Annotated in this window: 25 protein-coding genes; 16 read left to right on the top strand and 9 right to left on the bottom strand. The window is 26.1% G+C overall.

The window, feature by feature from the left end; genetic code table 11:
* Positions 1-16 precede the first annotated feature (16 nt).
* From argS to rplT, 9 genes are all read left to right on the top strand, one after another.
* Positions 17-1,774 carry an arginine--tRNA ligase gene (gene argS, locus H0H62_RS00910; protein WP_185860994.1) on the top strand — a complete coding sequence of 586 codons (1,758 nt, stop codon included), beginning with the start codon at positions 17-19 and terminating at the stop codon, positions 1,772-1,774.
* Between the two features lie 15 nt (positions 1,775-1,789).
* A complete protein-coding gene (gene ffh, locus H0H62_RS00905) occupies positions 1,790-3,139 on the top strand; it encodes a signal recognition particle protein (RefSeq protein WP_185860877.1) in 1,350 nt (449 codons plus the stop codon).
* Positions 3,140-3,244: 105 nt separating this feature from the next.
* Positions 3,245-4,846 carry a glycerol-3-phosphate dehydrogenase/oxidase gene (locus H0H62_RS00900; protein WP_185860876.1) on the top strand — a complete coding sequence of 534 codons (1,602 nt, stop codon included), beginning with the start codon at positions 3,245-3,247 and terminating at the stop codon, positions 4,844-4,846.
* Positions 4,847-4,864: 18 nt separating this feature from the next.
* Positions 4,865-6,367, top strand: coding sequence for a glycerol kinase GlpK (gene glpK / locus H0H62_RS00895; protein WP_185860875.1), 1,503 nt, complete (start codon positions 4,865-4,867; stop codon positions 6,365-6,367).
* 10 nt (positions 6,368-6,377) lie between these two features.
* Positions 6,378-7,136 (top strand): MIP/aquaporin family protein, encoded by a 759-nt coding sequence (locus H0H62_RS00890; protein WP_185860874.1) that lies wholly within the window; start codon positions 6,378-6,380, stop codon positions 7,134-7,136.
* 24 nt (positions 7,137-7,160) lie between these two features.
* Positions 7,161-8,420, top strand: a complete 1,260-nt coding sequence (gene thrS, locus H0H62_RS00885) for a threonine--tRNA ligase (RefSeq protein ID WP_185860873.1) — start codon at positions 7,161-7,163, stop codon at positions 8,418-8,420.
* A 35-nt stretch (positions 8,421-8,455) separates the two neighbouring features.
* Positions 8,456-8,992 (top strand): translation initiation factor IF-3, encoded by a 537-nt coding sequence (infC, locus tag H0H62_RS00880; RefSeq protein ID WP_185860872.1) that lies wholly within the window; start codon positions 8,456-8,458, stop codon positions 8,990-8,992.
* Between the two features lie 13 nt (positions 8,993-9,005).
* Positions 9,006-9,194, top strand: coding sequence for a 50S ribosomal protein L35 (gene rpmI, locus H0H62_RS00875; RefSeq protein ID WP_185860871.1), 189 nt, complete (start codon positions 9,006-9,008; stop codon positions 9,192-9,194).
* Positions 9,195-9,200: 6 nt separating this feature from the next.
* Entirely contained in the window at positions 9,201-9,551 is a 351-nt protein-coding gene (rplT, locus tag H0H62_RS00870) for a 50S ribosomal protein L20 (RefSeq protein WP_185860870.1), read from the top strand.
* Here rplT and def read toward each other — a convergent pair.
* Positions 9,543-10,079: a peptide deformylase gene (def, locus tag H0H62_RS00865; RefSeq protein ID WP_185860869.1), complete on the bottom strand. Its 537-nt coding sequence runs from the start codon at positions 10,077-10,079 to the stop codon at positions 9,543-9,545. The genes rplT and def overlap by 9 nt on opposite strands.
* Before the next feature lie 3 nt (positions 10,080-10,082).
* Positions 10,083-10,508 (bottom strand): Holliday junction resolvase RuvX, encoded by a 426-nt coding sequence (gene ruvX / locus H0H62_RS00860; RefSeq protein WP_185860868.1) that lies wholly within the window; start codon positions 10,506-10,508, stop codon positions 10,083-10,085.
* A 67-nt stretch (positions 10,509-10,575) separates the two neighbouring features.
* On the opposite strand from ruvX, the gene H0H62_RS00855 reads away from it, so the two are divergent.
* From H0H62_RS00855 to H0H62_RS00840, 4 genes are read left to right on the top strand one after another with little or no spacing between them, the layout of a single operon-like run.
* Positions 10,576-11,394, top strand: a complete 819-nt coding sequence (locus H0H62_RS00855) for a 2,3,4,5-tetrahydropyridine-2,6-dicarboxylate N-succinyltransferase (protein WP_185860993.1) — start codon at positions 10,576-10,578, stop codon at positions 11,392-11,394.
* A gap of 6 nt (positions 11,395-11,400) precedes the next feature.
* Positions 11,401-11,979, top strand: a complete 579-nt coding sequence (locus H0H62_RS00850; RefSeq protein ID WP_185860867.1) for an L-threonylcarbamoyladenylate synthase — start codon at positions 11,401-11,403, stop codon at positions 11,977-11,979.
* 6 nt (positions 11,980-11,985) lie between these two features.
* Positions 11,986-13,404, top strand: a complete 1,419-nt coding sequence (locus tag H0H62_RS00845) for a CCA tRNA nucleotidyltransferase (protein WP_185860866.1) — start codon at positions 11,986-11,988, stop codon at positions 13,402-13,404.
* A gap of 5 nt (positions 13,405-13,409) precedes the next feature.
* Positions 13,410-14,417 (top strand): DHH family phosphoesterase, encoded by a 1,008-nt coding sequence (locus tag H0H62_RS00840; protein WP_185860865.1) that lies wholly within the window; start codon positions 13,410-13,412, stop codon positions 14,415-14,417.
* Here the strand turns inward: H0H62_RS00840 and H0H62_RS00835 are convergent.
* Genes H0H62_RS00835 through H0H62_RS00825 form a run of 3 tightly spaced genes read right to left on the bottom strand, consistent with a single transcriptional unit; the run spans position 14,401 to position 16,856 of the window.
* Complete coding sequence (locus tag H0H62_RS00835) at positions 14,401-14,955, bottom strand: thioredoxin family protein (protein WP_185860864.1); 555 nt, start codon at positions 14,953-14,955, stop codon at positions 14,401-14,403. The genes H0H62_RS00840 and H0H62_RS00835 overlap by 17 nt on opposite strands.
* Before the next feature lie 3 nt (positions 14,956-14,958).
* Entirely contained in the window at positions 14,959-15,750 is a 792-nt protein-coding gene (locus H0H62_RS00830) for a zinc ribbon domain-containing protein (protein ID WP_185860863.1), read from the bottom strand.
* A 2-nt stretch (positions 15,751-15,752) separates the two neighbouring features.
* Positions 15,753-16,856 (bottom strand): Nif3-like dinuclear metal center hexameric protein, encoded by a 1,104-nt coding sequence (locus tag H0H62_RS00825; protein WP_185860862.1) that lies wholly within the window; start codon positions 16,854-16,856, stop codon positions 15,753-15,755.
* A gap of 97 nt (positions 16,857-16,953) precedes the next feature.
* Between H0H62_RS00825 and lipA the strand changes: the two genes are divergently transcribed.
* A complete protein-coding gene (lipA, locus tag H0H62_RS00820) occupies positions 16,954-17,808 on the top strand; it encodes a lipoyl synthase (protein ID WP_185860861.1) in 855 nt (284 codons plus the stop codon).
* A 1-nt stretch (position 17,809) separates the two neighbouring features.
* Here lipA and H0H62_RS00815 read toward each other — a convergent pair whose 3' ends face one another.
* Positions 17,810-20,395, bottom strand: a complete 2,586-nt coding sequence (locus H0H62_RS00815; RefSeq protein ID WP_185860860.1) for a UvrD-helicase domain-containing protein — start codon at positions 20,393-20,395, stop codon at positions 17,810-17,812.
* 87 nt (positions 20,396-20,482) lie between these two features.
* Here H0H62_RS00815 and fbaA point away from each other — a divergent pair, with 87 nt between their 5' ends.
* Complete coding sequence (gene fbaA, locus H0H62_RS00810; protein WP_185860859.1) at positions 20,483-21,550, top strand: class II fructose-bisphosphate aldolase; 1,068 nt, start codon at positions 20,483-20,485, stop codon at positions 21,548-21,550.
* Positions 21,551-21,557: 7 nt separating this feature from the next.
* Positions 21,558-22,397, top strand: a complete 840-nt coding sequence (gene accD / locus H0H62_RS00805) for an acetyl-CoA carboxylase, carboxyltransferase subunit beta (protein WP_185860858.1) — start codon at positions 21,558-21,560, stop codon at positions 22,395-22,397.
* A 3-nt stretch (positions 22,398-22,400) separates the two neighbouring features.
* On the opposite strand, the gene guaA is transcribed toward accD, so the two are convergent.
* From guaA to purH, 3 genes are read right to left on the bottom strand one after another with little or no spacing between them, the layout of a single operon-like run.
* Positions 22,401-23,954, bottom strand: coding sequence for a glutamine-hydrolyzing GMP synthase (gene guaA / locus H0H62_RS00800; protein WP_185860857.1), 1,554 nt, complete (start codon positions 23,952-23,954; stop codon positions 22,401-22,403).
* Positions 23,955-23,971: 17 nt separating this feature from the next.
* The gene (gene purD / locus H0H62_RS00795; protein ID WP_185860856.1) at positions 23,972-25,207 is read right to left on the bottom strand and encodes a phosphoribosylamine--glycine ligase; all 1,236 of its coding nucleotides are present in this window, start codon (positions 25,205-25,207) and stop codon (positions 23,972-23,974) included.
* 14 nt (positions 25,208-25,221) lie between these two features.
* The gene (gene purH, locus H0H62_RS00790) at positions 25,222-26,748 is read right to left on the bottom strand and encodes a bifunctional phosphoribosylaminoimidazolecarboxamide formyltransferase/IMP cyclohydrolase (protein WP_185860855.1); all 1,527 of its coding nucleotides are present in this window, start codon (positions 26,746-26,748) and stop codon (positions 25,222-25,224) included.

Here is a 26,748-nt window from a genome sequence, read left to right as displayed (position 1 = left end):
TCATTCTAAATTATCTATGAATGATTATTTTAAATCTATAGAGAAAATAGTCATAGAATCCATATTTTTTTTATATAAACTGGAATCTTATCCTGAATTAGATTTTCAAAATACTAAAAAAGAATATCCAGGGGATATTACTTTAATTTTATTTCCTTTATCAAAAAAATTAAAAAAACCTACAGAAAAAATAGGAAAAGATATAGGAAATTATGTAAAAAATAAATTAAAAGGACTGATTCAGTTTTCTATTATTAAAGGTTTTTTAAATTTTATTTTTGAAGATGATTATTATATTTATCTTCTGAAAGAAATGTTAAATACAAATTTTTATAATTTAAAATATCCTTCTAAAAAAATAATGATAGAATATTCTTCTCCCAATACCAATAAACCCCTTCATTTAGGCCATATTAGAAATAGTCTTATTGGATCATCAATAGCTAATATATTAAAAATGGTGGGTCATGAAATAATAAAAATTCAAATTATTAATGATAGGGGAATCCATATATGTAAATCTATGATAGCTTGGAACAAGTTTGGAAAAGGAAAAACACCTGATAGTGTTAAAATTAAAGGAGATCATTTTGTAGGAAAATATTATAGTTTATTTGATAGTATTTATCATAAAGAAACTAAAGAATTATCTAAAAAAAATTATAAATATGTTGAATCTTCAATATTGAATCAAGCTAGAGAATTATTGAAAAAATGGGAAATTGGAGATCCTGTTATTCGAAATACTTGGAAAAAAATGAATCAATGGGTTTATAATGGCTTTGAAGAAACTTATAAAAAATTGGATATTACTTTTGATAAAATAGAGTATGAAAGTGATATTTATGAAATTGGAAAAAAAATTGTCAAAAAAGGTCTTAAAGAAGGAATTTTTTTTCAAAAAAAAGATGGATCTATTTGGATTGATTTAATGAAGGAAGGTTTTAATCAAAAACTTTTATTACGATCGGATCAAACTTCCGTATACATTACTCAGGATATAGGAACAGCTGTAGAGCGTTTTAAAAAATACAATGTAGACCAAATCATATACATTGTAGGGAAAGAGCAAGATTATCATTTTCAAGTTCTTTTTAATGTATTAAAACGTTTAGGATATATATGGGTAAATAAATTGTTTCATTTATCTTATGAAATGGTATATTTACCAAGTGGGAGGATGAAATCTAGGGAAGGAAATGTTGTAGATGCTGATAGTCTCATTTTAGAAATGTCTTCTATTGTAAAAAAAAATTTTGAAAAAAAATTTATAAAAAAAGAAAAACAAGAAGAATATGCTGAAATCATAGGATTAGGAGCTTTAAAATATTATTTTATTAAAACAGATCCCAAAAAAAAAATAATTTTTTATCCTAAAAAATCTATAGATTTTAAAGGAAAAACAGGAACATATATTCAATACACTTATTCGAGAATTCGTTCTTTGGAACAAAAATTTTTCAAATTATGTTCATTTATGAATTATTATTGGTCAAATATAAAATTTGATGAACATGAAAAAAATATGATCAAAATTCTTAAAAAATATCCATTAATATTAAAAAAATCAGTAATACACTTAAATCCTTCTTTAATAGCGAATTATATTTATGAAGTTTCTAAAACTTTTAATCATCTTTACCAAAATAAAAAATTAATAGATCCTTTAAACGTAATTCATAGTAATATGAACATGAATATTATTCATATAACAGGAAATGTTTTAAAATCTGGAATGAATTTATTAGGAATTAAAATGCTTGATCGTATGTAAAAAAAATATATACTTATGTTTGAACATTTACAAAATAAATTATCTGAAGCTCTTCATATTTTGAAGGGGGAAAATATAATAACGGAAACTAATATAGCATCTTCTCTAAAAGAAATTGGACGGGCACTTGTTGATGCAGATGTTAATTATAAAATAGTTAAAAATTTTATTCAAAAAGTTAAAGAAAAATCTATTGGAAAAAAAGTACTGAATTCTTTAAATCCAAAACAATTAATTACAAAAATAGTATATGATGAATTAGTTTCTCTTATGGGAGAAAAAAATAGAGAAATAAATCTTTCTAAGAGTCCTTCTATTGTTTTAATTTGTGGATTACAGGGAAGTGGAAAAACTTCTTTTTCCTCTAAACTTGCTTTTTTTTTAAGAAAAAAAAATAAATTTCCTTTATTAGTTGCTGCAGATATTCATCGTCCTGCAGCTATTAATCAGCTTGAATTGATTGCGGAAAAAGTTAATATTCCTGTTTTTTCTTTAAAAGAAAGTAAAAATGTTATAGAAATAGTGGAAAAATCTATTTTTTATGCTTATAAAAATAATAAAAATGTAATTATTATTGATACAGCTGGAAGGTTAGCAATAAATGAAATCATGATGGAAGAAATAAAAAAAATTTATCAATATTCTAAACCAGATGAAGTTTTATTTGTTGTTGATGCTATGACAGGACAAGATGCTATAAATACGGCTCAATCTTTTTCAAAAATATTGAATTTTGATGGTATTGTAATAACAAAATTAGATGGAGATAGTAGAGGGGGTGTTGCTATAACCATATCTAGTATAGTGAGTAGGCCTATAAAATTTATTAGTAATGGAGAAAAAATAGAAGATTTGGAAGTTTTTCATCCAGACAGAATAGCTAATAGAATATTAGGGATGGGTGATATAGTTTCTTTAGTAGAAAAAGTACAAGAACAATTTGATGAAAAAAGAACTAAAAAAATTTATCACAAAATTTCAAAAAATCGTTTTAATTTTAATGATTTATTAGAACAAATTCAAAAAATTAAAAAAATAGGAAATATAAAAAATATTATTTCAATGATTCCTGGAATCGATAGATATTTTTCTTTTTATGGTAACCAAAAAGATTCTTTCAAAAAAATAGAAGCGATTATTCATTCTATGACCCCTTACGAAAGAAATAATCCCAAAATTCTCACTGATATAAAAAGAAAAAAAAGAATATCTAAAGGATCTGGGATTACGTTGAGTCATATAGATCTTTTTTTGAAACAATTTCATGATATGAATAAAATGATGAAAAAAATTCATGCTCATTCAGGAAAAAAAATTGTAAAAGATTTTATATATCAAATGATTAACAAAGAAAAAAATGTTTAATTTTAATTAAAATTTTCTTTTATTAAAAATATTTTTAATTTTGTTCATTTAATATTTTAAAAATCCCAATAGGATGGATATTCCGCTTGGAATTTGATATGAAAAATGATGAAAGGTTTTTTAAATAGAGATAGGTTTTTAAACATTTTAAAAAATGTTAATATTTGGGATGTTATTATTATTGGAGGAGGAGCTACAGGATTAGGTATAGCTTTAGACTCTTCTTCCAGGGGGTATAAAACTCTTCTATTAGAACAGTCTGATTTTTCTAAAGCCACTTCTAGTCGTAGTACAAAACTAGTTCATGGAGGAATACGATATTTAGCTAAAGGAGATATAAAATTAGTTTATGAAGCATTACGAGAAAGAGGTTTTTTGTTACAAAACGCTCCTCATTTAGTAAAAAAACAAAAATTTATTATTCCAGTATTTAATTGGAAAACAGCGATTATGTACTGGACTGGGTTAAAATTGTATGAATGGCTATCCGGTTCTTTAAGTTTTGGAAAATCCAGATTTTTATCTAAAAATGAAATAATTAAAAATTTTCCAGAAATTAAAAGCAAAGAGTTAAAAGGAGGTATTTTATATTATGATGGACAGTTTGATGACGCACGTTTAGCTATCAATTTAGCTCAGACTTGTGTTAAAAAAGGTGGAATTTTATTAAACTATTTTCAAGTTAAAAGTTTACTAAAAAAAGTTGGAAATAAAATTTCTGGAGTTGTGGCCTGTGATCTTGAAACTCAAAAAAAATATTCTATTTATTCCAAAATAGTTATCAACGCTACTGGAGTCTTTTCTGATTCTATTTCAAAAATGGATGAATCTGCGCGTCCTATTTTGATAAAGCCTAGTCAAGGAACACATATTGTATTAGATAAATCTTTTTTCAGTAGTTCAAATGCTATAGTTATTCCAAAAACGTCAGATGGAAGAGTCTTATTTTGTGTTCCATGGTACGATCATGTTTTAGTAGGAACTACAGATACTTTTTTAGAAAAAAGTGTTATTGAACCGAAACCTTTAGAGGAGGAAATCGATTTTATATTAGAAACTTTTAATAAATATTTTGTACTTCATACAAAAAAAAGTGATATATTAAGTGCATTTTCTGGGTTACGTCCTCTTTTTTTTCCCAATAATTCTTGTTCTACTAGAACTAAAGATATTTCTAGATCTCATAAACTTATGATTAGTTCTTCTGGACTCATTAGCATTATAGGGGGAAAATGGACTACATATAGAAAAATGGCGGAAGACACTGTAAATAAAGCTATAGAAATAGGAAACTTAAATAAATTACCTTCTGTGACAAAGAATTTAAAAATTTATGGATCCTGTTCTTTATATAGAAGTAGAAATCATTATTGGAATAAATATGGAGAAGATGAATATCATATAAAAAAATTAATAGAGAAAAATCCATTATTGGGAATTCCCTTAATTTCAAAAGATTCTTCTTCTTATTATTATACCGAAGCAGAAGTAATTTGGATGGTTCGTTATGAAATGGCGAGAACAATTGAAGATGTTTTGGCTCGAAGGTTCCGGTTATTATTTTTAAATGCTAAAAAAGCTATAGATATAGCACCTAGAGTAGCTGCATTAATGGCTAAAGAACTTTCTAAAGATAAGAAATGGGAAAAATCACAAGTATCTGATTTTAAAAAGCTAGCTATGCGATACTATTATCCAGCAGTTTGATAATAGAAAAATTATTATATGTTTATGAAAAAATATGTGCTATCATTAGATCAGGGAACTACCAGTTCTAGAGCTATTATTTTTGATAAAATTGGAAATATTATTTCTGTAGCTCAAAGAGAATTTACGCAAATTTATCCTCATCCTGGATGGGTAGAACACAATGCAGAGGAAATATGGTCTACGCAAGCTTCAGTAGCTTTAGAAGCTATTTTAAAGGCTAATTTAGAAGGCGAGAATATTGTATCAATAGGAATAACCAATCAAAGAGAAACCACTGTTGTATGGGATAAAAAAACGGGAGAACCTATTTTTAATGCTATAGTATGGCAAGATAGACGTACATTCAAATATTGTGATCATCTTAAAAAAGAAGGATTAACCGAAATGATTCGAAAAAAAACAGGTTTAATTATAGATCCTTATTTTTCTGCAACAAAAATTAAATGGATATTAGAGAATATTCCAGGAGCTAAAAAAAAAGCTCATTCTGGATCTTTAGCATTTGGAACTATAGATTCATGGTTAATATGGAATTTAACAGGGAAAGAAATTCATGTCACAGATGTTACTAATGCTTCTCGTACTATGTTATTTAATATTCATACCCTGAGTTGGGATCAAGAGTTAATAGATTTATTTAATATTCCAGTCACTATGCTACCAGAAGTCAAATCATCTAGTGATATTTTTGGTTATACAACAGGACATATTCTATCACAGAAAATTCCTATATCTGGAATTGCTGGGGATCAACAAGCCGCTCTTTTTGGTCAAATGTGTACTAAAATTGGGATGGTAAAAAATACTTATGGGACGGGATGTTTTATGTTAATGAATGTAGGGAATTATCCTGTTTTTTCTAAAAATAATTTAATTACTACTGTAGCTTGGAAAATAAAAAATAAGGTCCAATATGCATTGGAAGGAAGTGTTTTTATTGCAGGAGCTGTTGTTCAATGGCTCAGAGATGGACTTGGACTCCTCTTATCTTCCGATGAAGCAGAAACATTAGCTTCTTCCGTAGATAATACGGAAGGTTTATATATGGTCCCAGCATTTTCAGGTTTAGGCGCTCCTTATTGGGATCAAAAAGCGAGAGGGACCATTGTCGGCATAACAAGAGGAACTTCTTCCGCTCATCTTGTTAGAGCGGCATTGGAGAGTATTGCTTTTCAAAATATGGACGTTTTGAAAGCTATGGAAGCGGATTCCGGTATTTCTATCAAAGAACTTCGTGTAGATGGTGGAGCAACGGTAAATAAATTATTAATGCAATTTCAATCTGATATTTTAAATGTGAAAGTTGTTAAATCTAAAATTTCTGAGCTTACAGCAGCTGGAGCTGCTTATTTAGCTGGATTAGCTGTAAATTATTGGAGTAGTCTTGAAGATATTCAAGATAAATGGCAATTAGAACAAATTTTTGAACCAAAAGGAATGTCTAGTAGATTAGAAAGAATTCAAGGCTGGAAAAGAGCGATAAAAACAACTCGTTCTTGGTCCAGTCAAATAAAATAAATAAAATAAAATGACAAAAATATGCGCAGAAATCATAGGAACAATGATTTTAGTATTTTTAGGAAATGGTGTAGTAGCAAATGTTATTTTATCAAAAACTAAAGGTCATAGTAAAAATAGTAATGGAGAATGGCTAACTATTACTATAGGATGGGCATTAGCTGTTTTTATGGGAATAACAGTTTCAGCTCCTTATAGTGGTGCTCATTTAAATCCATGTGTTACAATAAGTTTTGCCATCATTGGAAAATTTAGTTGGGGTATGGTTCCCCTTTATATTTTTTCTCAATTCATTGGAGCTATGTTAGGATCATTATTCGTATGGTTTTTATACAAAGATCATTTTCTTGAAACTCAAGAAGAAAAAGACAAATTATCTGTTTTTGTGACTATTCCTTCTATAAAAAATTTCTTTTCTAATTTTTTGAGTGAAGTATTAGCCACTTTTATTTTTATATTTATTTCTTTATATCTTTCCATAGAAGGAACTCTTTTTTTAAAAGAAGAAAAGTATCCTATAGGGTTGGGGTCTTTAGGCGCACTTCCTTCCGCTTTAGTGGTATTAGGAATTGTTTTATCCTTAGGAGGTGCCACAGGGGCGGCTATAAATCCTACTCGTGATCTAGGTCCAAGAATTATATATTCTATCATTCCTATTCCAGGAAAAGGAAAAAGTAATTGGGATTATGCTTTGATTCCAATACTTGGGCCTATAGTAGGATGTGTAGGAGCGGCAACATTATATTTATTTTTGTCATCTTTATCATAAAAAAAAAACTTGTAACTTTTTTTTATGGATAAAGATAAGTCAGTCCCTATTTTAGAAGATCATAGAAAGATAGGAAAAAAATTAAAATTCTTTGTTTTTTCTGATAGAGTGGGAATTGGATTGCCTTTATGGTTACCTAGAGGAACAATTTTTAGAAAAAATTTAGAAGAATTTTTAACTGACGTTCAAAAAAAGTCAGGATACGAAATGGTTGTAACTCCTCATATTGGTCATAAAAAATTGTATGTTAGAAGTGGTCATTGGAGTAAATATGGTAAGGATCATTTTTACCCCATTCACACTCCTCATAAAGAGGAGGAGTTTCTTTTAAAACCTATGAATTGTCCTCATCATTGTGAAATTTATCGTTCTCAAGAATGGTCCTATCGTGATCTTCCTAAACGTTTTGCAGAGTTTGGAACAGTATATCGTTATGAACAAAGTGGAGAACTTCATGGTTTAACTAGAGTTAGATGTTTCACTCAAGATGATGCACATATTTTTTGTACTTATGATCAATTGTTAGAAGAATTTAAGAAAGTAATTAATTTAGTTTTTTATGTTTTTCGTACTTTAGGTTTTTTTACATATACAGTTAGGATCTCTCTTAGAGATCCTAAAAAAATAAATGATTATATAGGATCAGAAAAAAATTGGGAAAAAGCAGAAAAAGCTATATTACAGGTAGTAAAAGAAGAAAATATAGAAGCAGAGATTAATTATGGGGATGCTGCTTTTTATGGACCAAAATTAGATTTTCTCATTAAAGATTCTTTAGGAAGAAGTTGGCAACTCGGGACGATTCAAGTCGATTATAATTTACCTGAAAGATTTGATTTATATTATAAAGGAAAAAATAACGAGAAGTATCGTCCAGTAATGATACATAGAGCTCCTTTTGGTTCATTAGAACGTATTATCGCCATTATGATAGAACATACTAAAGGAAATCTTCCATTGTGGGTGGTTCCTAATCAAGCCGTTATACTTCCTATAAGTGAAAAATATATAGTTTATGCCAAAAAAATTTTAAATTTAATGTTAGGTTATAATATTCGTGTATTTATTGATAATAGAAACGAGAAAATTAATAAAAAAATTAGGGATTCTGAAGAAAATAAGATTCCTTATATGATCATTTTGGGAAATAAAGAGGAAAAAAACGAAATGATGTCATTACGACGTCATGGATTAGGGAATATAGGAATATTTTCTATTTCCAATGGGATAGAATCTATTTTGAATGAAATAAATTTAAAAACTAAAAATATAAAACTATTATAAAAAAAAAATTTTCAAGAGGTAATAAAAAAAATAGAATGTTCCGACCATTACCGCAAAAAAAAGAAAAACATCGGATCAATGAAAGTATTATTAATACCCCAAAAGTACGTTTAGTCGGAAATTCTTCCATAGAAAATAGGATTTACTCTATACAAGAAGCTATTCAATTTTCTAGAGAAAGAGAATTAGATTTAGTTGAAATTAATCCTAAATTAAATCCTCCGGTGTGTAAAGTTTTAGACTACAAAAAGTTTCTATATGAACAAAAAAAAAGAAAAAAACAATTTAAAGCAAAACAAATCAAAGTAAATACTAAAGAAATTAGATTTGGTCCACAAATTGGAGATCATGATGGAAAAGTTAAGATTAAAAGTGCAGAAAAATTTTTAATGCGCGGAGATAAAGTAAAAGTATTTGTTTTTTTTAAAGGACGTTCTATAGTATACAAAGATCAAGGTAAAATTAAATTATTAAAATTTGCAGAAGATATTGAGGAATATGGAAAAGTTGAGCAAATGCCGGTAATGGAAGGAAAGAGAATGTATATGATATTAGCTCCCAAAAAATTTTAACGTCAGATTATTTATGCCAAAATTAAAAACAAAATCAGGATCAAAAAAAAGATTTAAAAAAACAGCGAATGGATATATAAAAAGAAAACATGCATTCAAAAATCATCTATTAACTAAAAAATCTAAAAAAAGAAAACGGAAACTTTCTGTATTTACTTTATTGAAAAAATCAGATCAAAAAAATATAAAAATCCAAATTTAAAAAATTATGCCTAGATCTACAAATGCAGTTTCCTCTAGACGAAAACGTAAAAAAATACTGAAATTAGCCAAAGGTTTTTATGGTTCCAGAAGTAAAGTTTATACAGTTGCTAAAAATGCTGTAGAAAAATCTTTTATTTATGCTTTTTCAGGAAGAAAAAAAAAGAAAAGAAATTTCAGATCTCTTTGGATTCAACGTATCAATGCAGGGGTACGCCAGTATGGAAAATCCTATTCTGAATTTATGAGTAAACTATCCCAAAAAAAAATTAAAATAAATAGAAAAATTCTTTCATATATATCCATAAATGATCCTAATATTTTCAAAAAAATGATAGACGACGTTTATTCACAATGAATTTTTTTCTGATAAATTCATCAATTTTTTTTCTATTATTTTTTTTTTATTGTAAGAAAAATAATCTATGAAAAGTTTCCCTTCAATATGATCATATTCATGTAAAATAACTCTTGCACATATGCCTGTTAAGGTTCTTTTTTTTTTGTTCCAATTTTTATCATAATATTCAATTCTAACATGAGATTTTCTTTTTATAGATCCCATAATTCCAGGTATACTAAGACACCCTTCATTAAATTTACACTCTTTACCATAAATTTTTAATATTTTAGGATTAATAAAAACTTCCTTATAATTGTTTATAATATTTTCTCCATTTAAATAAGGAGTTTCTACTATAAAAAGCCGAATATTTTTTCCAATTTGTGGAGCTGCCAATCCTACCCCTTTTTCTTTATGTATAGTTTCAAACATATCTTTAATTAATTGATGAATTTCCTTTTTTTTTTCAAAAAAAGAAAAATCTATATCCCAACATTTTTTTCTCAAAATAGAATTTCCATAAATAACTATAGGTAATACCATGAATTAATTTTTTTTTTCTTTTTTAGTAAGATAAGATTGCAAAATTATAGTGGCACTAATTTGATTTAAAATTACTTTTTTTCTTCTTTTTTTTCTTTTCAAACCCAATTTTATCATAGTATAAAAAGCCATTTTAGATGTAAAACGTTCATCTAATCTTTCAATCATGATGTGAGGATATCTTATATGAAATTTATTCATAAACTTCTGAATTTCTGTTTCTATTAAAACTTCTTTTTTATTATTCAATTTTTTTGGCAATCCTATAACGATTTTTTCTATTTTCTCATCAACTAAAAAATATTTTAAAAAATTCATTAAATTTTTAGTTGGAACAGCATTGAGTCCAAATGCAAATATTTTTTGGTCGTCTGTGATAGATAAACCCGTGATAATTTTTCCATAATCTATTCCTAATATTTTTCCCATTGTATATATACTTGTTATCTTGTTTTATTTTTGCTACTTTTGTTTCGTTTCTTGTAAACTAATAAATATAAAAGTGAATAAGCTAAAATTAGAAATAGATAAAGCTTGGAATAAAAAAAATATATGGCCCACTGATGAAAATATAAAAAATGTAGTTCTTCAGGTTCTTGCCCATTTAGAAACTGGGGCAGTTAGAGTCTCTAATTATTTAAATGGAAAATGGATAGTAAATGAATGGGTTAAAAAAGCTATTATTATGTATTTTTATGTTCAAAATATGAACACAATAGAATTAGGTCCATTAGAATTTTATGATAAAATTCCTATAAAAAATAAATTTAAGGAAAAAGGAATTCGTGTAGTTCCTCATGCTATAGCACGTTATGGTTCGTATATATCACCTGGAGTAATCCTTATGCCATCTTATGTCAATATAGGCGCATATATAGGAAAAAATACTATGATAGATACATGGGCTACAGTGGGTAGTTGCGCTCAGATTGGAAGTGGCGTTCATGTAAGTGGAGGGGTAGGAATAGGAGGGGTTTTAGAACCTTTACAAGGGAATCCAGTTATTATTGAAGATGATGTTTTTATTGGATCTAGATGTATTTTAGTAGAAGGAGTTTTGATAAAAAAAGGTGCTGTTCTAGGAGCAAATGTTGTACTCACAGCCTCTACTAAAATTTTTGATGTCACTCATGAAAAACCTATTGAAATAAAGGGTATAATTCCAAAATATTCTGTAGTCATTCCTGGATCTTATCCAAAAAAATTTACTTCAGGGATATATAATGTCCCATGTTCAATGATCATAGGAAAAAGGAAAGAAAGTACAAATAAAAAAATATCTTTAAATGAAGCATTAAGAACCCATAATTTATAAATTAAAATGTCTTTTAACGTAGAAATAGAAAAAAGTGTAGATATATTAAAAAAAGGAAAAAGTTTATTGTATCCTACAGATACTGTATGGGGATTGGGATGTGATGCATTTAATATACAAGCCATAAAAAAAATATATGAAATCAAGAATAGAAATATTTATAAATCTATGATTCTTTTGGTAGAAAGTCTAGATCGTTTGTCTCAATTGGTAGGAAAAATTTCTTTTTTGACTAAAAGAATTATTGTAGAAAATATTATAAAAAAAGATAAACCTATTACTATAGTATACGAAAATACTAAAAAAATAGCATCCAATTTTTTTATACAAGATAATACTTTAGCTATTCGTTTAACACATGATCCTTTTTGTATTTGCTTGATAAAAAATTTGGATAGACCCATTATTTCTACTTCTGCTAATTTATCAGGATTAGTAACTCCTAAATCTTTTTCTGAAATTAGTCCTTCTATTTTAAATAAAACTGATTATGTTGTTAATTTTCGTAGAAAAGAAAAAGCTAAGTATAGTAGTTCTTCTATTATAAAAATAGTCTCCAATCAGGTCAAAATATTACGTATGTAGACGGATATGAATTTATCATCTGCTGTTCATAAAAAAATATTTCGTATTGTAAGTATTTCTGCTAAAAAAATAAAACAAAGAAGTTATGTAATAGGAGGTTATGTTAGAGATTTTTTACTTGGAAAAATGGAATCGAAAGATTTAGACATTTTAACTATAGGAGAAGGAATAAAATTAGCAAAAGAGGTTTCTAAAAATATTATCCCTTCTCCTAAAATAAGAATATTTAAACGTTTTGGAACAGCTATGTTAGAATATAATAATCAAAAAATAGAATTTGTCGGATCAAGAAAAGAATCTTACCATTTTTTTAGTAGAAAACCTGTTATAGAGTTGGGATCATTACAAGATGATCAAAATAGAAGAGATTTTACAATCAATGCTTTAGCTATTAGTTTAAACCGTGATAATTATGGAGAATTGATCGATCCATTTGGAGGATTTTCAGATTTAAAAAAAAAAATATTAAGAACTCCATTAGATGCAAATATTACTTATTCTGATGATCCACTAAGAATGATGAGAGCTATACGATTTTCTACTCAATTACAGTTTGAGATTGAAAAATCTTCCTTTCAATCAATTCAAAAGAATAAGGATAGAATAAATATCGTTTCTACAGAAAGAATTGTAGAAGAATTTAACAAAATTTTACTATCTAAAAAACCTTCTATGGGTTTATTTTTATTATATCAATCTGGATTATTATCAATCATATTACCGGAATTAGTTTCGTTAAAAGGAATAGAAGAAAAGAATGGATATAAACACAAAGATAATTTTTATCATACTTTGCAAGTAGTAGATAATATTAGTCAGACAAAAAACAATTCTCTTTTGTTAAGATGGGTAGCATTACTTCATGATATAGGAAAAACTTATACAAAAAAATTTGTTCCAAAAATAGGATGGTCTTTTCATGCTCATGAATTTGTAGGATCTAAAATGATTACAAATATATTCAAACGTTTAAAGCTGCCAAAAGGTTCTTCTATGAAATATGTGAAAAAAATGATTCAGTATAGTTATAGACCTATTGCATTAATAGGAACTAATACTAGTGATTCTGCTATACGTAGATTATTATTTGATATAGGAAACGATTTAGAAGATCTCATGAAATTATGTATCGCTGATATTACTACTAATAATGTAGAGAAGAAAAATCAATATAAAAAAAATATTTATCTTCTTATGGAAAGAATTAGAAAATTAGAAGAAAAAGATAGGATTCAAAACTGGAAATCCCCTATATCTGGAAATGATATAATGAAGGCCTTTCATATTGATCCATGTAAAGAAATAGGAATTATAAAAAATTTTGTTAAAGATTCTATTTTAGAAGGAAAAATATCAAATAATTTTCATTCTGCTTATTTTATTATGTTAAAAAAAGGAGAAGAATTGGGATTTAAAAAAAAATGACATATATGTTATTTTCTAATATAAATGGAATAAATAAAAAAAAAATTGTACTATTGCCTCATAATAATCCAGATGGAGATGCTTTAGGATCTTCTTTAGCTCTTTTATTTTATTTTAGAAAATTAAAACATGATGTGGATTTAATATCTCCAACAGAATATTCTGAGTCTTTTCAATGGATCCCTGGAACTGAGGATATTCTTGTCTTTTCCAAAAAAACACAATCTTTAGTTGAAAAAAAAATTGTAAATTCTGATTATATCTTTTTGATAGATTTTAATAATCTGTCAAGAATAAATAATATAAAATATTTTTTTTCATGCTCAAAAGCAAAAAAAATATTAATTGATCATCATCCTTTTCCATTTTGTTTTGATTTTATGTTTTCCGATTCTACAGTAGCAGCTACCAGTATTTTAGTCTTTCGATTCATATCAGATATGAATAATTTAGATAAAATAGATAAAAAAATAGCTACGTGTTTATATGTAGGATTAATGACTGATACTGGATTTTTTCGTTTTCCTTCTATGACCTCAGAAACTCATTTTATTGCCGGAAGATTAATAGAGAAAGGAATTGATCTAAATTATATTTATGATCATTTACGAGAAAAATATAATGAAAACAGATTAAAATTATTATCTAAAGCCTTGAAAAAATTAATAATCATTAAAAAATGTAGGACGGCTTATACGAGCATTAAAGCTTCGGATTTAAATTTTTATTCATATAAACAAGGAGATACAGATGGAATTATTACTTATGGATTAGGCATTAAAAATATTATTTTTTCCGTTTTCTTTTTTGAAGAAAAAGAAAAATCTCCCATTAAAATATCCTTTCGTTCGATAGGAAATTTTGATGTAAACATATTTTCTAGAAAGTATTTTGGAGGGGGAGGACATAAAAATGCAGCAGGAGGTATATCAGAAAAAAGTTTGTCTGAAACTATAGAATATTTTTTAAATATTATTCCAAATTATTATAAAAATTTTATGTTTTCCATTTGATATTACACCCGTAACTTAATTTAACTATTGGATATATTTTTTTTCCATTTAAAATGTTTTGCAATGTATTTCTTACATCAAAACCTGTTACAGGTATGTTATTTCCGGGTCTAGAATCATCTAATTGTCCATGATAACATAAATTTCCCTTTCCGGAAAATATAAAAAATTCAGGAGTACATTTTGCACAATAATATTTAGCCACCTCCTGTGTTTCATCAAAAAAATAAGGAAAAGTATAACCTAATTTATGATATACTTTTTTCATATTTTCTGGAGAGTCTTCCGGATACTTTTTAACGTCATTAGAATTTATGGCTAAAAATGAAATATTTTTTGATATGTAATCATTAGCTAAACGAATTAATTCTGTATTAATATGTTTAACATACGGACAATGATTACAAATAAACATTATTACAGTTGCTTTATTTAAAAAATAACTTTTTAAAAATTTCTTCTTTCCTGAAGAAACTTCTAATAATTCAAAATCTTTAATTTTAATTTTAATTTCATTAGAAGAATAAGTTCGTACCATGATCTATAATTTTTTTTTAGAACAAAAAATAAAAAATTTTTTCTTTTCTTCCTCAGCTAATTCCGCGTCTATTAATATTCTTCCACTATGTTCATCTATTAAAAGTTTATTACGTTGCATGAGTTCAGAATATTTTTGAGGAGTGATTGCTAGATAAGAACCCAATGGAGCTCCTCTTAGAACTGGAGCAATAGCTACACCGTTTTTAACTCCATTTCTGATTCTTTGATAAGTCTTCAATAAACCATTATCTACCTTTTTGTAAAAAAATAAAGATTTATCTAATAAAATTTGTTCTTCTTTATCATTTTTTAAAAGAATATTATTTAATTCTTTTTTCTTATGAAAAAGATGTTCCTCTTTATTTTTTAATAAATCTTCTTTTTGTTTTAGGATTTCTTCCATTTTATAAATTTGAAGATTTAATTCCTTAATTCTTTTTTTATATAATTGAATTTCTAATTTTTGATAATCAATTTCTTTATCTAAAGAATATAATTCTTTATGATTTTTGATATGATCTTTTTGTTTTTCATATTTATTGATCAATATATCTGAAGATTTTATATTTTTTTTTTTCTTATTTATATTTTCTTTTATAGAAAGAATATTTTCATGAATATTTTCTAAGTTTTTTTTGATTTGGTCTAGTTCTTCTTCTAGACTTTTTATTTCCATAGGAATATTATCTCGGAATTTTCGTATTTCATCTATACGAGAATCTATTAATTGAAGATTGTATAATGCTCTCAATTTATCTACTACAGTGACTACTTCTTGTATTTTATGGCCCATAATTAATAAAAATATTTAACTGGATTAGTATGAACTTCCGATTCATAAATAGAAATAGAAGTAAAATTTTTATCTAAAAAAGATTTCAGTAAATTTTTAGTAAACTTTTCAGATTCATAATGTCCTACATCTACAATTAATATTTTTTTTTCATATTTAAAAAAATCATGATATTTTAAATCTGAGGAGATAAAAACATCAGCTTTTTCTTTGATAGCAGATTCTATTCCAAAACGTCCTGACCCTGTAATCATAGCTATTTTTTGAATTTTCTTTTCTATAAAATTAGAATGTCTAAGACAAGGAATATTCATTTTTTTTTTTATAAAAAGAAGAAAATCATATTCATTCATTTTTTCTATTAAATTTCCTATAAAACCTATTCCTATATAAGGATTGATATTTTCAATATTATAAATTTCGTAAGCTACTTCTTCATAAGGATGATTTTGAAATAGTGCATTTTTTATTATATTCAGTTTATAATCAGGAAAAAGTACGCTAATACAAGTTTCTTTTTCCATATGAAAAATTTCTTTTTTACCAAAAAAAGGTTTAGTTTTTTTATTTCCCATATAACTTCCATACCCTTCGAAATTATAACTACAATGACTATAATTAGAAATATTACCAGCTCCTGCTTCAAATAAAGCATTTCTAACTTTTTCAGCATAAAAAACGGGAACATAAGTAACTAATTTTTTTATGGTTTCTTTTTTTGGAAAAAGAACTTTTTCTCTATTTATTTGTAATAATTTGGAAATATAAGAAGAAGGACCTTCCCACATGACATCTAAATTCGTGTGAATTACATAAATAGATATATCGTTTTTTAACGCATGAATTATGACTCTTTCTGAAAATGTTTTACCAGTTATATTTTTAATAGATTTAAAAATGATAGGATGAAAAGAAATTATCAAATCACATTTTTTGTTGATAGATTCATAAAAGACTTCTTCAGTTAGATCTAAAGTAATCAGTACATTTTTTACTTTTTTATGAAATGATCCTACTATTAATCCTACGTTATCATAAGAATCCGCATATTCTAGAGGTGCTATATTTTCTAATATATTAGCTATATCTCTAACAAACACTTCCATATAAATAAAAAATAGCCATCTTTACTTTACAAAGTTATCAAAAAAAATTGATTTTTATATTTTTTGTAGTATAATAATAAAAATTTAAAAATAAGATATGAACGTTATTAAAAAAAAACCAAAGTGGATAAAAGTAAAATTACCAATGAGTAAAAATTATTATGAATTACAAAAATTAGTTTCTTTGCATAAATTGAATACAATTTGTCAGAGTGGAAGTTGTCCCAATATAGGAGAATGTTGGGATAAAGGAGTGGCTACTTTCATGATATTGGGAAATATTTGTACAAGGTCTTGTAGATTTTGTGGAGTAAAAACGGGACGTCCTGATAAAATAGATTGGGATGAACCAAAAAAGGTAGCAAAATCTATAAAAATATTAAAAATAAAACATGCTGTATTAACTTCTGTTAATCGAGATGATTTACAGGATATGGGTTCTGATATATGGATTCAAACCATACAAAAAATACGCCATTTAAATCCCAATATTACAATAGAAGCTTTAATTCCCGATTTTAAAGGAGAAAAACACATAATAAATAAAATAATTAATATAAAGCCAGAAGTTATTTCTCATAATGTGGAAACAGTTTCTAGATTAACAAAGGAGGTTCGTGTTCAAGCTAAATATGGTCGTAGTCTTGAAATTTTACAATATATAAAAAAAAAGAATCAAAATATACGAACAAAAACAGGAATCATGTTAGGACTAGGAGAAACAAAAGAAGAAATAATAGAGACAATGAAAGATATAAAAAAATCTAAAGTAGATATTCTTACAATGGGACAATATTTACAACCTTCCTTAAAGCATTATCCTGTTCGTTTTTTTATTTTTCCAGAACAATTCAAAGAATTTAAAAAAATTGGATTAGAAATGGGATTTAAATATGTAGAAAGTGGCCCATTAGTGAGATCTTCTTATCATGCGGAAAAACATGTGAAATAAGTTAAGAGCTTTTTTCATCTTTTCCGAAGATATACTGAAATTTATTTTCATTCCATATTTTTTTTTCGCATAGAAAATTTTTAATATAAAATGATACAGATTTATTATTTCCAAGTTTGGAAAATAAAATAAGTTGTTCAATAGAACGGGTAGTCGCTACATATAACAAATTAATGTTATCAAATTTAATATTTGATAAATAATACTCATAAAAATTACGGATGTTATTATCATGTTTTATATGTTTGAAATAGGGTTCCATTTCTAAATAAATTGTATTGAATCCATTATATAAATGAGAATTTACATCGATCCAAACTTCTTCTTTATTTTCTCTAGAAAAAATATTCCAATCTGTGAAAGGAATAAGAACTACAGGAAATTGTAACCCTTTAGATTTATGAATGGTCATAAGACGAATAGCATTGATGTGATCAGAAATTACGATACTTTCTTTTTTTTTTTTTAATTCCCAATAATCTAAAAAATCTATAATAGAATTTTCTACCTTTTTCATAGATCTATAAACAAAATCCAAAAAAGAATAAATATATGTAGAATTTTGTTTATTTAATAATCCAAAAGCTTCAATAATTTTTTCTGATATGTTGTATATAGATTGATTATATAATTTGTTTAATGTTAATGAATTTTTAAACAAAATTTTTTTTAAGAATAAATCTAAAGGTAAAAAAAGGATTTTCATAATGAAATCATGATGATTTCTTTTAGTACGAAGAAATTTAATTTTTAATAATGATAAAATTAAAAGAACTCTTTTTTTATAATAATGAGGATAAGCAATAATGTAAAAAAAATTTATGATGATTTGTATTTCAAAATGATTTTTTATTAATAAAGAAACCGAAGTATTTACAATAATACCATCTTTTACTAGTTTTTCAGATAAAAAATGACCTTCTTCATTGTTTCTTACTAAAATAGCAATATCTGATAATGCATATTTTTTTTTCAATAATTTTTCTATTTTATTTTTTATTTTTGAATAAATATGTTCTTTATAATTTTTATTAGAATCATGAATAAAATTTATTTCTACATATCCACCAGATTTTTTATCTATTTTTTGTTTATAATTTTTGTATATATCTTGATAAATAGTAGAATTGAATATTTTAGATATAGACGGATAAAGTAAATTATTAAATTTTACAATTTCTTTATAACTGCGAAAATTTTTTTCTATAGTTTTTATTTTTTTTTTATAAAAATTTGATTTGGAATAAATTAAATTTATAAATTGTTTCGCATCACCGCCTCTCCATCTATATATAGACTGTTTAGGGTCTCCCACTATCATAGCAGATCCATTTTCTGATAATGCATTCTCAACTAAAATTCTAATATTTTGCCATTGTAAAAGTGAAATATCTTGAAATTCATCTATGAAATAATATTTATATTGCGTCCCTATTTTTTCATATATTTTTGGAAATGTTCCTTCAACAATTCTTTCATAAAGCATTTTATTTAATTCTGCATTTAAAATAATTTTTTTGTTATTTTTTACATAATGAAATTCTTTGTAAATTTCATGTATTACTGATAAAATGCTTATTTTTTTTAAAAAAAGTTTATCCAAAAGATAATTTGATATATTTTTTTTATATATCAATTTTGTTTCTTCATATAAAAGAAGTATTTTTTTTTTATTTTTTTCTATTAGTATTTTTTGATGTTTATCATCAAAAAATTTAGAGTATAATATTTCTTTTTGAATATATTTTTCAATACGTTTATTAAAAGGATTAAAAAATATATTTTCATTTTGAAATTTTTTAAAAAATCTAGGTAAATCTAAATGAATGAATGAATCTTTTTGAATAGAAGTTTTTTTTAAAAGTTTAAAAAATTTTTCTCCTTTCTCTTTACATTTTTTTTCAAAAATTTTAGTTCTTTTGATTAGAATATTTTTTAACTGCATGAAATCTTCAAAAGAATAATTTGTAATTTTTTTTACATAAAAAAAATTATTTTCTTTCACCATCATATGAGCCATTTTGAATAATTCCTTTCCTAAATCCCAATTATTTCCTTTTTTAAGTTTTTCTAAAGAAGATTGAATCAAAATCTTTGACCATTTTTCAGAATTTTTTAATCTAGATAATATATTTTCTACAATTTTTAATAAAAATCTCTCTGTATCCATTTCTAAATGGGCTTCTTTTTCTGAAAAAAAAGATCTTATAATATTATAAGTAAACTTATCTATCGTACTTATATTTCTAGAAAAAGAATAGAAATCGGACAATATGGAAAATAATATTTGTTTAGAACGTTGATACAATTGATGTTTCGTTAAATTTAAATTTTTTGTTATATGATCAAATAAAAAATGATATTCTTTTTTAATTTTTTTATTTGAAAATTCTTTTATGCACTGTAAAATGCGATTTTTCATTTCTTCAGAAGCTTTTTTAGTAAAAGTTAAAGCTAAAACTCTTTTAAATTCGTCAGGATAAGGACTTTTTAATAAAACATAAAGATAATTGATGACTAAAAAAGTCGTTTTTCCCGATCCTGCTGAAGCGTTGTATATTTTTAATGTAGATGGGAGAACTAGCATGTTGAATTTAATTAAAAAATTTTTTCATATCTTTTTAAATTAAATGAATCAAATATAGAAAATACTTTTTTAATAAATATTAAACACATGTCTAAAAAATTTCCTTTTGGGGTAGCTACAGGGAACCTAGTGAAAGAGATATTCGAATACGCTAAGGAAAACGTTTTTTCCATACCTGCTGTGAACGTTATTGGATCTAATACTATGAATACTGTTATGGAGACTGCTGCAGAAGTAAATTCTCCTGTTATAATTCAATTATCTAATGGTGGGGCTATTTTTAATGCTGGAAAAGGATTAAGTAATGAGAAACAAAAAGCAGCAATTCAAGGTTCTATAGCTTGTGCTATGCATATTCATGAGTTGGCCTCATATTATAAAACAACGGTAATTCTTCATACAGACCATTGTTCTAAACCTTTTCTTCCATGGATAGATGGATTGATAGAAGCTAATGAAAAATATTATAAACGTTTTGGAAAAACGTTGTTTAGTTCACATATGTTAGACCTTTCTCAGGAATCTTTAAAAGAGAACATTAATATTTGTGAGCAATATTTTTATAGAATGAATAAAAGTAAAATCACCCTTGAAATAGAACTCGGTGTAACGGGTGGAGAAGAGGATGGAATAGATAATTCTAACATAGAAAACAATAAACTTTATACTCAACCAGAAGAGGTTGCTTATGCTTATGAAAGATTAATCAAAATCAGTGATAATTTTATTATAGCAGCTTCTTTTGGAAACGTACATGGAGTTTATAAACCTGGAAATGTGATACTACGTCCTGAAATTTTGAAAAATACACAAAAATATATACAAAAGAAATTTCATACTAATGAAAAACCAATTTCTTTAGTTTTTCATGGTGGGTCAGGATCTACAGAAAAGGAAATACAAAAAGCTATTAGTTTTGGAGTTGTTAAAATGAACGTTGACACTGATTTACAATATGCTTTTACTTGTGGAATTCGGGATTATATGAATATAAATAAGGAATATTTAAAAAAACAAATAGGAAATCCAAAAGGGAAACATATTCCTAATAAAAAATATTATGATCCTAGAATATGGTTAAGAGAAGGAGAAAAATCTTTTAAAAAAATTTTAAAAAAATATTTTGAATTCATGAATAATATTAATACTTTATAAAATAACCATGGCTTGGTTTTTAAGAAAAAAAAAGAATATATTAACATCTATAGACGAAAGGAAGGATTTACCAAAAGGGATTTGGTACAGAACTCCCAACGGAAAAATTATAGATACGGAAGAATTAAAAAAAAACGCTTATGTTAGTCCAGAAGATGGATATCATGTAAGAATTCATAGTAAAGAATATTTTGAAATTCTTTTTGATCACGGTGAATTTTTAGAAATGAATATCAAAATGGTTAGCAAAGATCCGATAAAATGGGAAGATTATAAAAAATATACAGATAGAATTAAAGAAGCCAGAAAAAAAACAAATTTATATGATGCGATTAGAACAGGAGTTGGAAAAATTAAAACCATAAATGTTGTGATATCTTGTATGGATTTTTCATTTATAGGAGGTTCTATGGGGTCTGTAGTAGGAGAAAAAATCTCTAGAGCTATAAAATATTGTATTGATAAAAAATATCCATATATATTAATTTCTAAATCGGGAGGGGCAAGAATAATGGAATCCTCTTTTTCATTAATGCAAATGGCTAAAACTATAGCTAGATTAACCCAATTACGTGATGCTAAAATTCCTTATATCTCTGTTTTAACTGATCCAACTACGGGAGGAGTAACGGCATCATACTCTTTACTTGGAGATGTTAATATAGCTGAGCCAGGTGCTCTTATTGGATTTGCTGGTCCTAGGGTGATTAGGGAAATTATAGGAAAAGATCTACCAAAAGGATTTCAAACTGCAGAATTTTTAATGGATCATGGATTTATAGATTTAATTTCTCCTAGAACCGAATTAAAAAAAAATATATATAATTTGGTTTCTATGATGATATAAAAATTATTCCCATTCAATAGTAGATGGAGGTTTAGAGGTGATGTCATATGCTATTCTATTAATTCCATCAATTTCATTAGTGATTCTATTTGAAACTTTTTCTAAAAAATCGTAAGATAAATGTGTAAAAGTACTAGTCATAAAATCTTCAGTATTTATTACACGTAATATAGCTGCATATTCATAAGTTCGTTTATCCCCTTTGATTCCTACAGATTTTACGGGTAATAAAATAATAAAAGCCTGACTAACAGAATTGTAAATATCATAATTTTTTAATTCTTGCAATAGAATATTCTCTGCTTCTTTTAGAATAGAAATTTTGTGTTCATTTATTTCTCCAATAATACGAATACCAAAACCAGGGCCGGGAAATGGATGACGATATAAAATTTCTTTTGGAACCCCTAATTTTTCTCCTATTTTTCTAACTTCATCTTTAAATAATTTTTTTAATGGTTCAATGAGTTTTAATTTCATTAATGTTGTAGGGAGCCCTCCTACATTATGATGAGATTTTATAGAATTACTTATCAAATTTTTTGAAAGAACAGAAGATTCTATAATATCTGAATAAATGGTCCCTTGTGCTAAAAATTCAACATTTTTAATTTTTTCTGATTCCTTTTGAAAGATATAGATAAATTCTTTTCCTATAACTTTTCTCTTTATCTCAGGATCAACAATGCCAGTAAGCTTAGATAAAAAATGATTTTTAGCATTTATAATTTTTATAGGAAAATGCATCTTTTTACATAAAGAAGATATTCTTTTTTTTTCGTCTTTCAATAATAATCCTGTATCCACGAAAATACAATTTAAAGAGTTCCCAATAGCTTTCCGAATGATATAAGCCGAAACAAAAGAATCTACTCCTCCAGAAAAACCTAGCAAAACTTTTTTTTTATCTACACGTTTTTTAATATCATCTATCGTATTTTGCAAAAAATTATTTAATTCCCAATTTGGACTACATTTGCAAATGTGAAAAACAAAATTTTTTAACATAGATATTCCATATTCTGTATTTTTTACTTCTGGATGAAATTGAACTGCATAAATCTCTTTATTGAAATGACTCAAAGCTGCAATATCACAAGATGATGTATGTCCAATGACTTTAAATTCTTTTGGAACATTTTTAACTTCATCAAAATGACTCATCCAAACTATAGATTTATCGGGAATCCCATAAAATAGATTGTTCTTAGGATGATCTATGATCAAGCAGGATTTTCCATATTCTTTGTATTTGGATTTTTTTATTTCTCCTCCAAAAAGAAAAGAAATAAGTTGCATTCCATAACAAATTCCGAGTATGGGAATATTGAGTTTAAAAAATTTTTTCTCTATTAATGGAGAACCTTTTTCATAAACAGAAAAATGACTTCCTGATAGAATCAATCCTTTAGGTTTTTTTTTTGAAATTATATGAGATATAGAAATTTCATTATAATGATATAATAAAGTATATACTCCTATATCTCGAATTCTTCTAGCAATCATATGACTATATTGAGATCCAAAATCTAATATTAGGATAAAATCTCTTTCCATTTTTTGTATAATTTATATTATAAACCAATATCTTTTCTAAAATACAAATTGTCAAACTGAATTTTTTGAACCTGGTCATAAGCTTTTATTCTGGCTTCTTGAATCGTTTTTCCTATTCCTACTATATTGAGAACTCGTCCACTTGATGTAATCCATTTTTCTTGTTTTTTTTTTGCTCCAGCAATATAAAAAGGTTCTTTTAAAGAATTTACCCCTGTTATAATTTTTCCACTTTCATATTTTTCAGGATATCCTCTAGATGATAAAACGACACAACAAGAACATAATTTTTTCCAATCAATAGATATTGATTTATGTTGAAAGGAAGATTGAATGATATTTAAAAAATTACTTTTCATTAATGGGAATAAAGTTTGAGCTTCAGGATCTCCGATACGAGTATTGTATTCTAATAAGTAAACTTTATTGTAAGTTATCATTAATCCAAAATATAAAAATCCAAAAAAAGTTAATTTTTCCATAATTAATCCTTCTAAAGTAGGTTCTAAAATGTTTTTTTTAAAATCTATCCAAATAGAATTTGTCATATGTGGATTGGGAACAATCGCTCCCATTCCTCCTGTATTCATCCCTTTTTCATTTTCTCCAATTTTTTTATAATCTTTAGCCGATAAGAAAGGAATAATATCTTTCCCATTGAAAAGAGCTATAATAGAAGCTTCTTTTCCTTGTAAAAATTCTTCTATGACAATTTGATTTCCAGATTCTCCAAACTTTTTTTTTATCATAATATTTTTTAAAGCTTTTTTAGCGTCATTTGGATTATGAGCTAAAATAACTCCTTTTCCTGAAGCGATTCCATTAGTTTTAATAGCTACAGAATTCGTTTTTTTTTTCAAAAAATTAATAGCCTTTTCATAGCAATAAAAAATGTCATACTTAGGAGTACGAATTCCATATTTATTCATAAATGTTTTAGAAAAAATTCTATTTCCTTCAAGTTTAGCAGCTAAATAATGTGGTCCAACTATTTTTAATCCCAAATTTTGAAAAATGTCTACAACTCCTTCTAATAAAAAAATTTCGGATCCTACAATAGTTATATCTATCGAATTTTTTTTTGAAAACAAACCTAAATCTAATGCAGTATGATAATTTTCAATATTTTTTCCTATTATACTTGTCCCTCCATTTCCAGGATAAAAATAAAGATAAATGGAATGATAATCTTCCAATAATTTTTTACCTATAGCATGTTCACGTCCTCCTCCTCCAAGAATTAAAATTTTCATTATTCTTTATTTTGTTAATGTTTAAAATGTCTTTTTCCAGTAAAAGCCATTGCTATCCCATGATCATCACAAGCTTTAACAGATTCTTCATCACGGATAGATCCACCTGGTTGAAGAATAGCACGTATTCCACCATAACGAGCTGCTTCATCTACAACATCTCGAAAAGGAAAAAAAGCATCAGATACAAGAACTAATCCTTCTTTACTTTTTTCTAAAGCTCTTTCTATAGCTTGACGAGCGGCCCAAATTCTATTAGTTTGACCTCCAGAAATACCTAAAGTTTGCGTCCCTTTAGCCACAACAATAGCATTAGATTTAACATATTTTACCACTTTTTGAGCGAAAAATAAAGATTTTAATTCTTGATTACTAAATTCTTTTTTAGTCATTATTTTGTAATTACTATCATAAGGGGAAAAATAATCTGATTCTTGTACTAAAATTCCTCCGTCTATTTGCACATATTCTAATTTATCTGAAATGGGGGAACTAATTTTAATAATTCTAAGATTTTTTTTTGTTTTTAAAATATTCAACACATCTGTTTCGTAACTAGGAGAAATCACTACTTCTAAAAAAATTTGATTAATCTCTTTTGCTAATTCTTTTGTAATTGGGACATTAACAGCCATTATTCCTCCAAAAGATGAAATACTGTCAGCGTAATAAGTTTTTTGAAATGCCTCAATAATATTTTTTCCTAACGCCACTCCACAAGGGGAGGAATGTTTAACCGTACAACAAGCAGGTTCAGAAAATTGAGTAACAATTTTCCACGCTATATCCATATCTCTTAAATTGTTAAATGATAGCTTTTTACCATGTAATTGATAAAGATTTTGCATTGATCCTTTATGAATTGTATTAACATAATAAGCTGCTTTTTGATGAGGATTTTCCCCATATCGTAGATTCATTTTTTTTTCATAAGAAGAGTGTAAATAAATAGGAAATTTATCATCTAAAAGAGATTGTGAAATAGCAGAATCGTAAGCCGAAGTAAAATTAAACGCTTTTCCTGCTAATCTTTTTCTTAATTTTAATGAAGGGAATCCATAATGTTCAATTTCATATTGAACTAGTTCATAATCATTATTATCTGTAATAGCGGTTACATATAAAAAATTTTTAGCAGCTGCTCGCAGCATGGATGGTCCACCAATATCAATAAATTCTATTAATGAATTAGTATTGATAGATTTTTGATGTATTTTTTCAAAAAATGGATAAAAATTGACCAACACAATATCAATAAGATGAATATTATGAGAATGAACAGATTTCATATGTTTTTCAACGGAACGATTAGCCAAAATACCTACATATATATTAGAATGAATGGTTTTTACTCTTCCATCTAAAATTTCAGGAAAAGAAGTTAAATCAGAAACCTCTATTATATTTGATAATCCTTTTTTAAGAAAATATTGGTAAGTCCCTCCAGTAGAAACTATTTGATATCCTTTTTTATATAAGAAACTAACAAAATTAAATAATTTTTCATTTTTATCATAAACACTAATCAAAGCTCTTTTCAT

This window comes from Blattabacterium cuenoti (assembly GCF_014251695.1).
GTDB classification, from domain to species: domain Bacteria; phylum Bacteroidota; class Bacteroidia; order Flavobacteriales; family Blattabacteriaceae; genus Blattabacterium; species Blattabacterium cuenoti_T.
This window is presented reverse-complemented; position numbering and strand designations above follow the sequence as displayed.

What these genes read in the sequence shown, in the direction of transcription:
- infC (WP_185860872.1), top strand. Translation starts at nt 8,456, where the DNA reads ATGTTCCGACCATTACCGCAAAAAAAAGAAAAACATCGGATCAATGAA.
- thrS (WP_185860873.1), top strand. Translation starts at nt 7,161, where the DNA reads ATGGATAAAGATAAGTCAGTCCCTATTTTAGAAGATCATAGAAAGATA.
- def (WP_185860869.1), bottom strand. Translation starts at nt 10,079, where the DNA reads ATGGTATTACCTATAGTTATTTATGGAAATTCTATTTTGAGAAAAAAA.
- H0H62_RS00835 (WP_185860864.1), bottom strand. Translation starts at nt 14,955, where the DNA reads ATGGTACGAACTTATTCTTCTAATGAAATTAAAATTAAAATTAAAGAT.
- H0H62_RS00830 (WP_185860863.1), bottom strand. Translation starts at nt 15,750, where the DNA reads ATGGGCCATAAAATACAAGAAGTAGTCACTGTAGTAGATAAATTGAGA.
- accD (WP_185860858.1), top strand. Translation starts at nt 21,558, where the DNA reads ATGGCTTGGTTTTTAAGAAAAAAAAAGAATATATTAACATCTATAGAC.
- rpmI (WP_185860871.1), top strand. Translation starts at nt 9,006, where the DNA reads ATGCCAAAATTAAAAACAAAATCAGGATCAAAAAAAAGATTTAAAAAA.
- argS (WP_185860994.1), top strand. Translation starts at nt 17, where the DNA reads ATGAATGATTATTTTAAATCTATAGAGAAAATAGTCATAGAATCCATA.
- H0H62_RS00815 (WP_185860860.1), bottom strand. Translation starts at nt 20,395, where the DNA reads ATGCTAGTTCTCCCATCTACATTAAAAATATACAACGCTTCAGCAGGA.
- fbaA (WP_185860859.1), top strand. Translation starts at nt 20,483, where the DNA reads ATGTCTAAAAAATTTCCTTTTGGGGTAGCTACAGGGAACCTAGTGAAA.
- H0H62_RS00850 (WP_185860867.1), top strand. Translation starts at nt 11,401, where the DNA reads ATGTCTTTTAACGTAGAAATAGAAAAAAGTGTAGATATATTAAAAAAA.
- ffh (WP_185860877.1), top strand. Translation starts at nt 1,790, where the DNA reads ATGTTTGAACATTTACAAAATAAATTATCTGAAGCTCTTCATATTTTG.
- rplT (WP_185860870.1), top strand. Translation starts at nt 9,201, where the DNA reads ATGCCTAGATCTACAAATGCAGTTTCCTCTAGACGAAAACGTAAAAAA.
- H0H62_RS00900 (WP_185860876.1), top strand. Translation starts at nt 3,245, where the DNA reads ATGATGAAAGGTTTTTTAAATAGAGATAGGTTTTTAAACATTTTAAAA.
- H0H62_RS00845 (WP_185860866.1), top strand. Translation starts at nt 11,986, where the DNA reads ATGAATTTATCATCTGCTGTTCATAAAAAAATATTTCGTATTGTAAGT.
- H0H62_RS00825 (WP_185860862.1), bottom strand. Translation starts at nt 16,856, where the DNA reads ATGGAAGTGTTTGTTAGAGATATAGCTAATATATTAGAAAATATAGCA.
- H0H62_RS00890 (WP_185860874.1), top strand. Translation starts at nt 6,378, where the DNA reads ATGACAAAAATATGCGCAGAAATCATAGGAACAATGATTTTAGTATTT.
- H0H62_RS00840 (WP_185860865.1), top strand. Translation starts at nt 13,410, where the DNA reads ATGTTATTTTCTAATATAAATGGAATAAATAAAAAAAAAATTGTACTA.
- purD (WP_185860856.1), bottom strand. Translation starts at nt 25,207, where the DNA reads ATGAAAATTTTAATTCTTGGAGGAGGAGGACGTGAACATGCTATAGGT.
- purH (WP_185860855.1), bottom strand. Translation starts at nt 26,748, where the DNA reads ATGAAAAGAGCTTTGATTAGTGTTTATGATAAAAATGAAAAATTATTT.
- guaA (WP_185860857.1), bottom strand. Translation starts at nt 23,954, where the DNA reads ATGGAAAGAGATTTTATCCTAATATTAGATTTTGGATCTCAATATAGT.
- glpK (WP_185860875.1), top strand. Translation starts at nt 4,865, where the DNA reads ATGTTTATGAAAAAATATGTGCTATCATTAGATCAGGGAACTACCAGT.
- ruvX (WP_185860868.1), bottom strand. Translation starts at nt 10,508, where the DNA reads ATGGGAAAAATATTAGGAATAGATTATGGAAAAATTATCACGGGTTTA.
- lipA (WP_185860861.1), top strand. Translation starts at nt 16,954, where the DNA reads ATGAACGTTATTAAAAAAAAACCAAAGTGGATAAAAGTAAAATTACCA.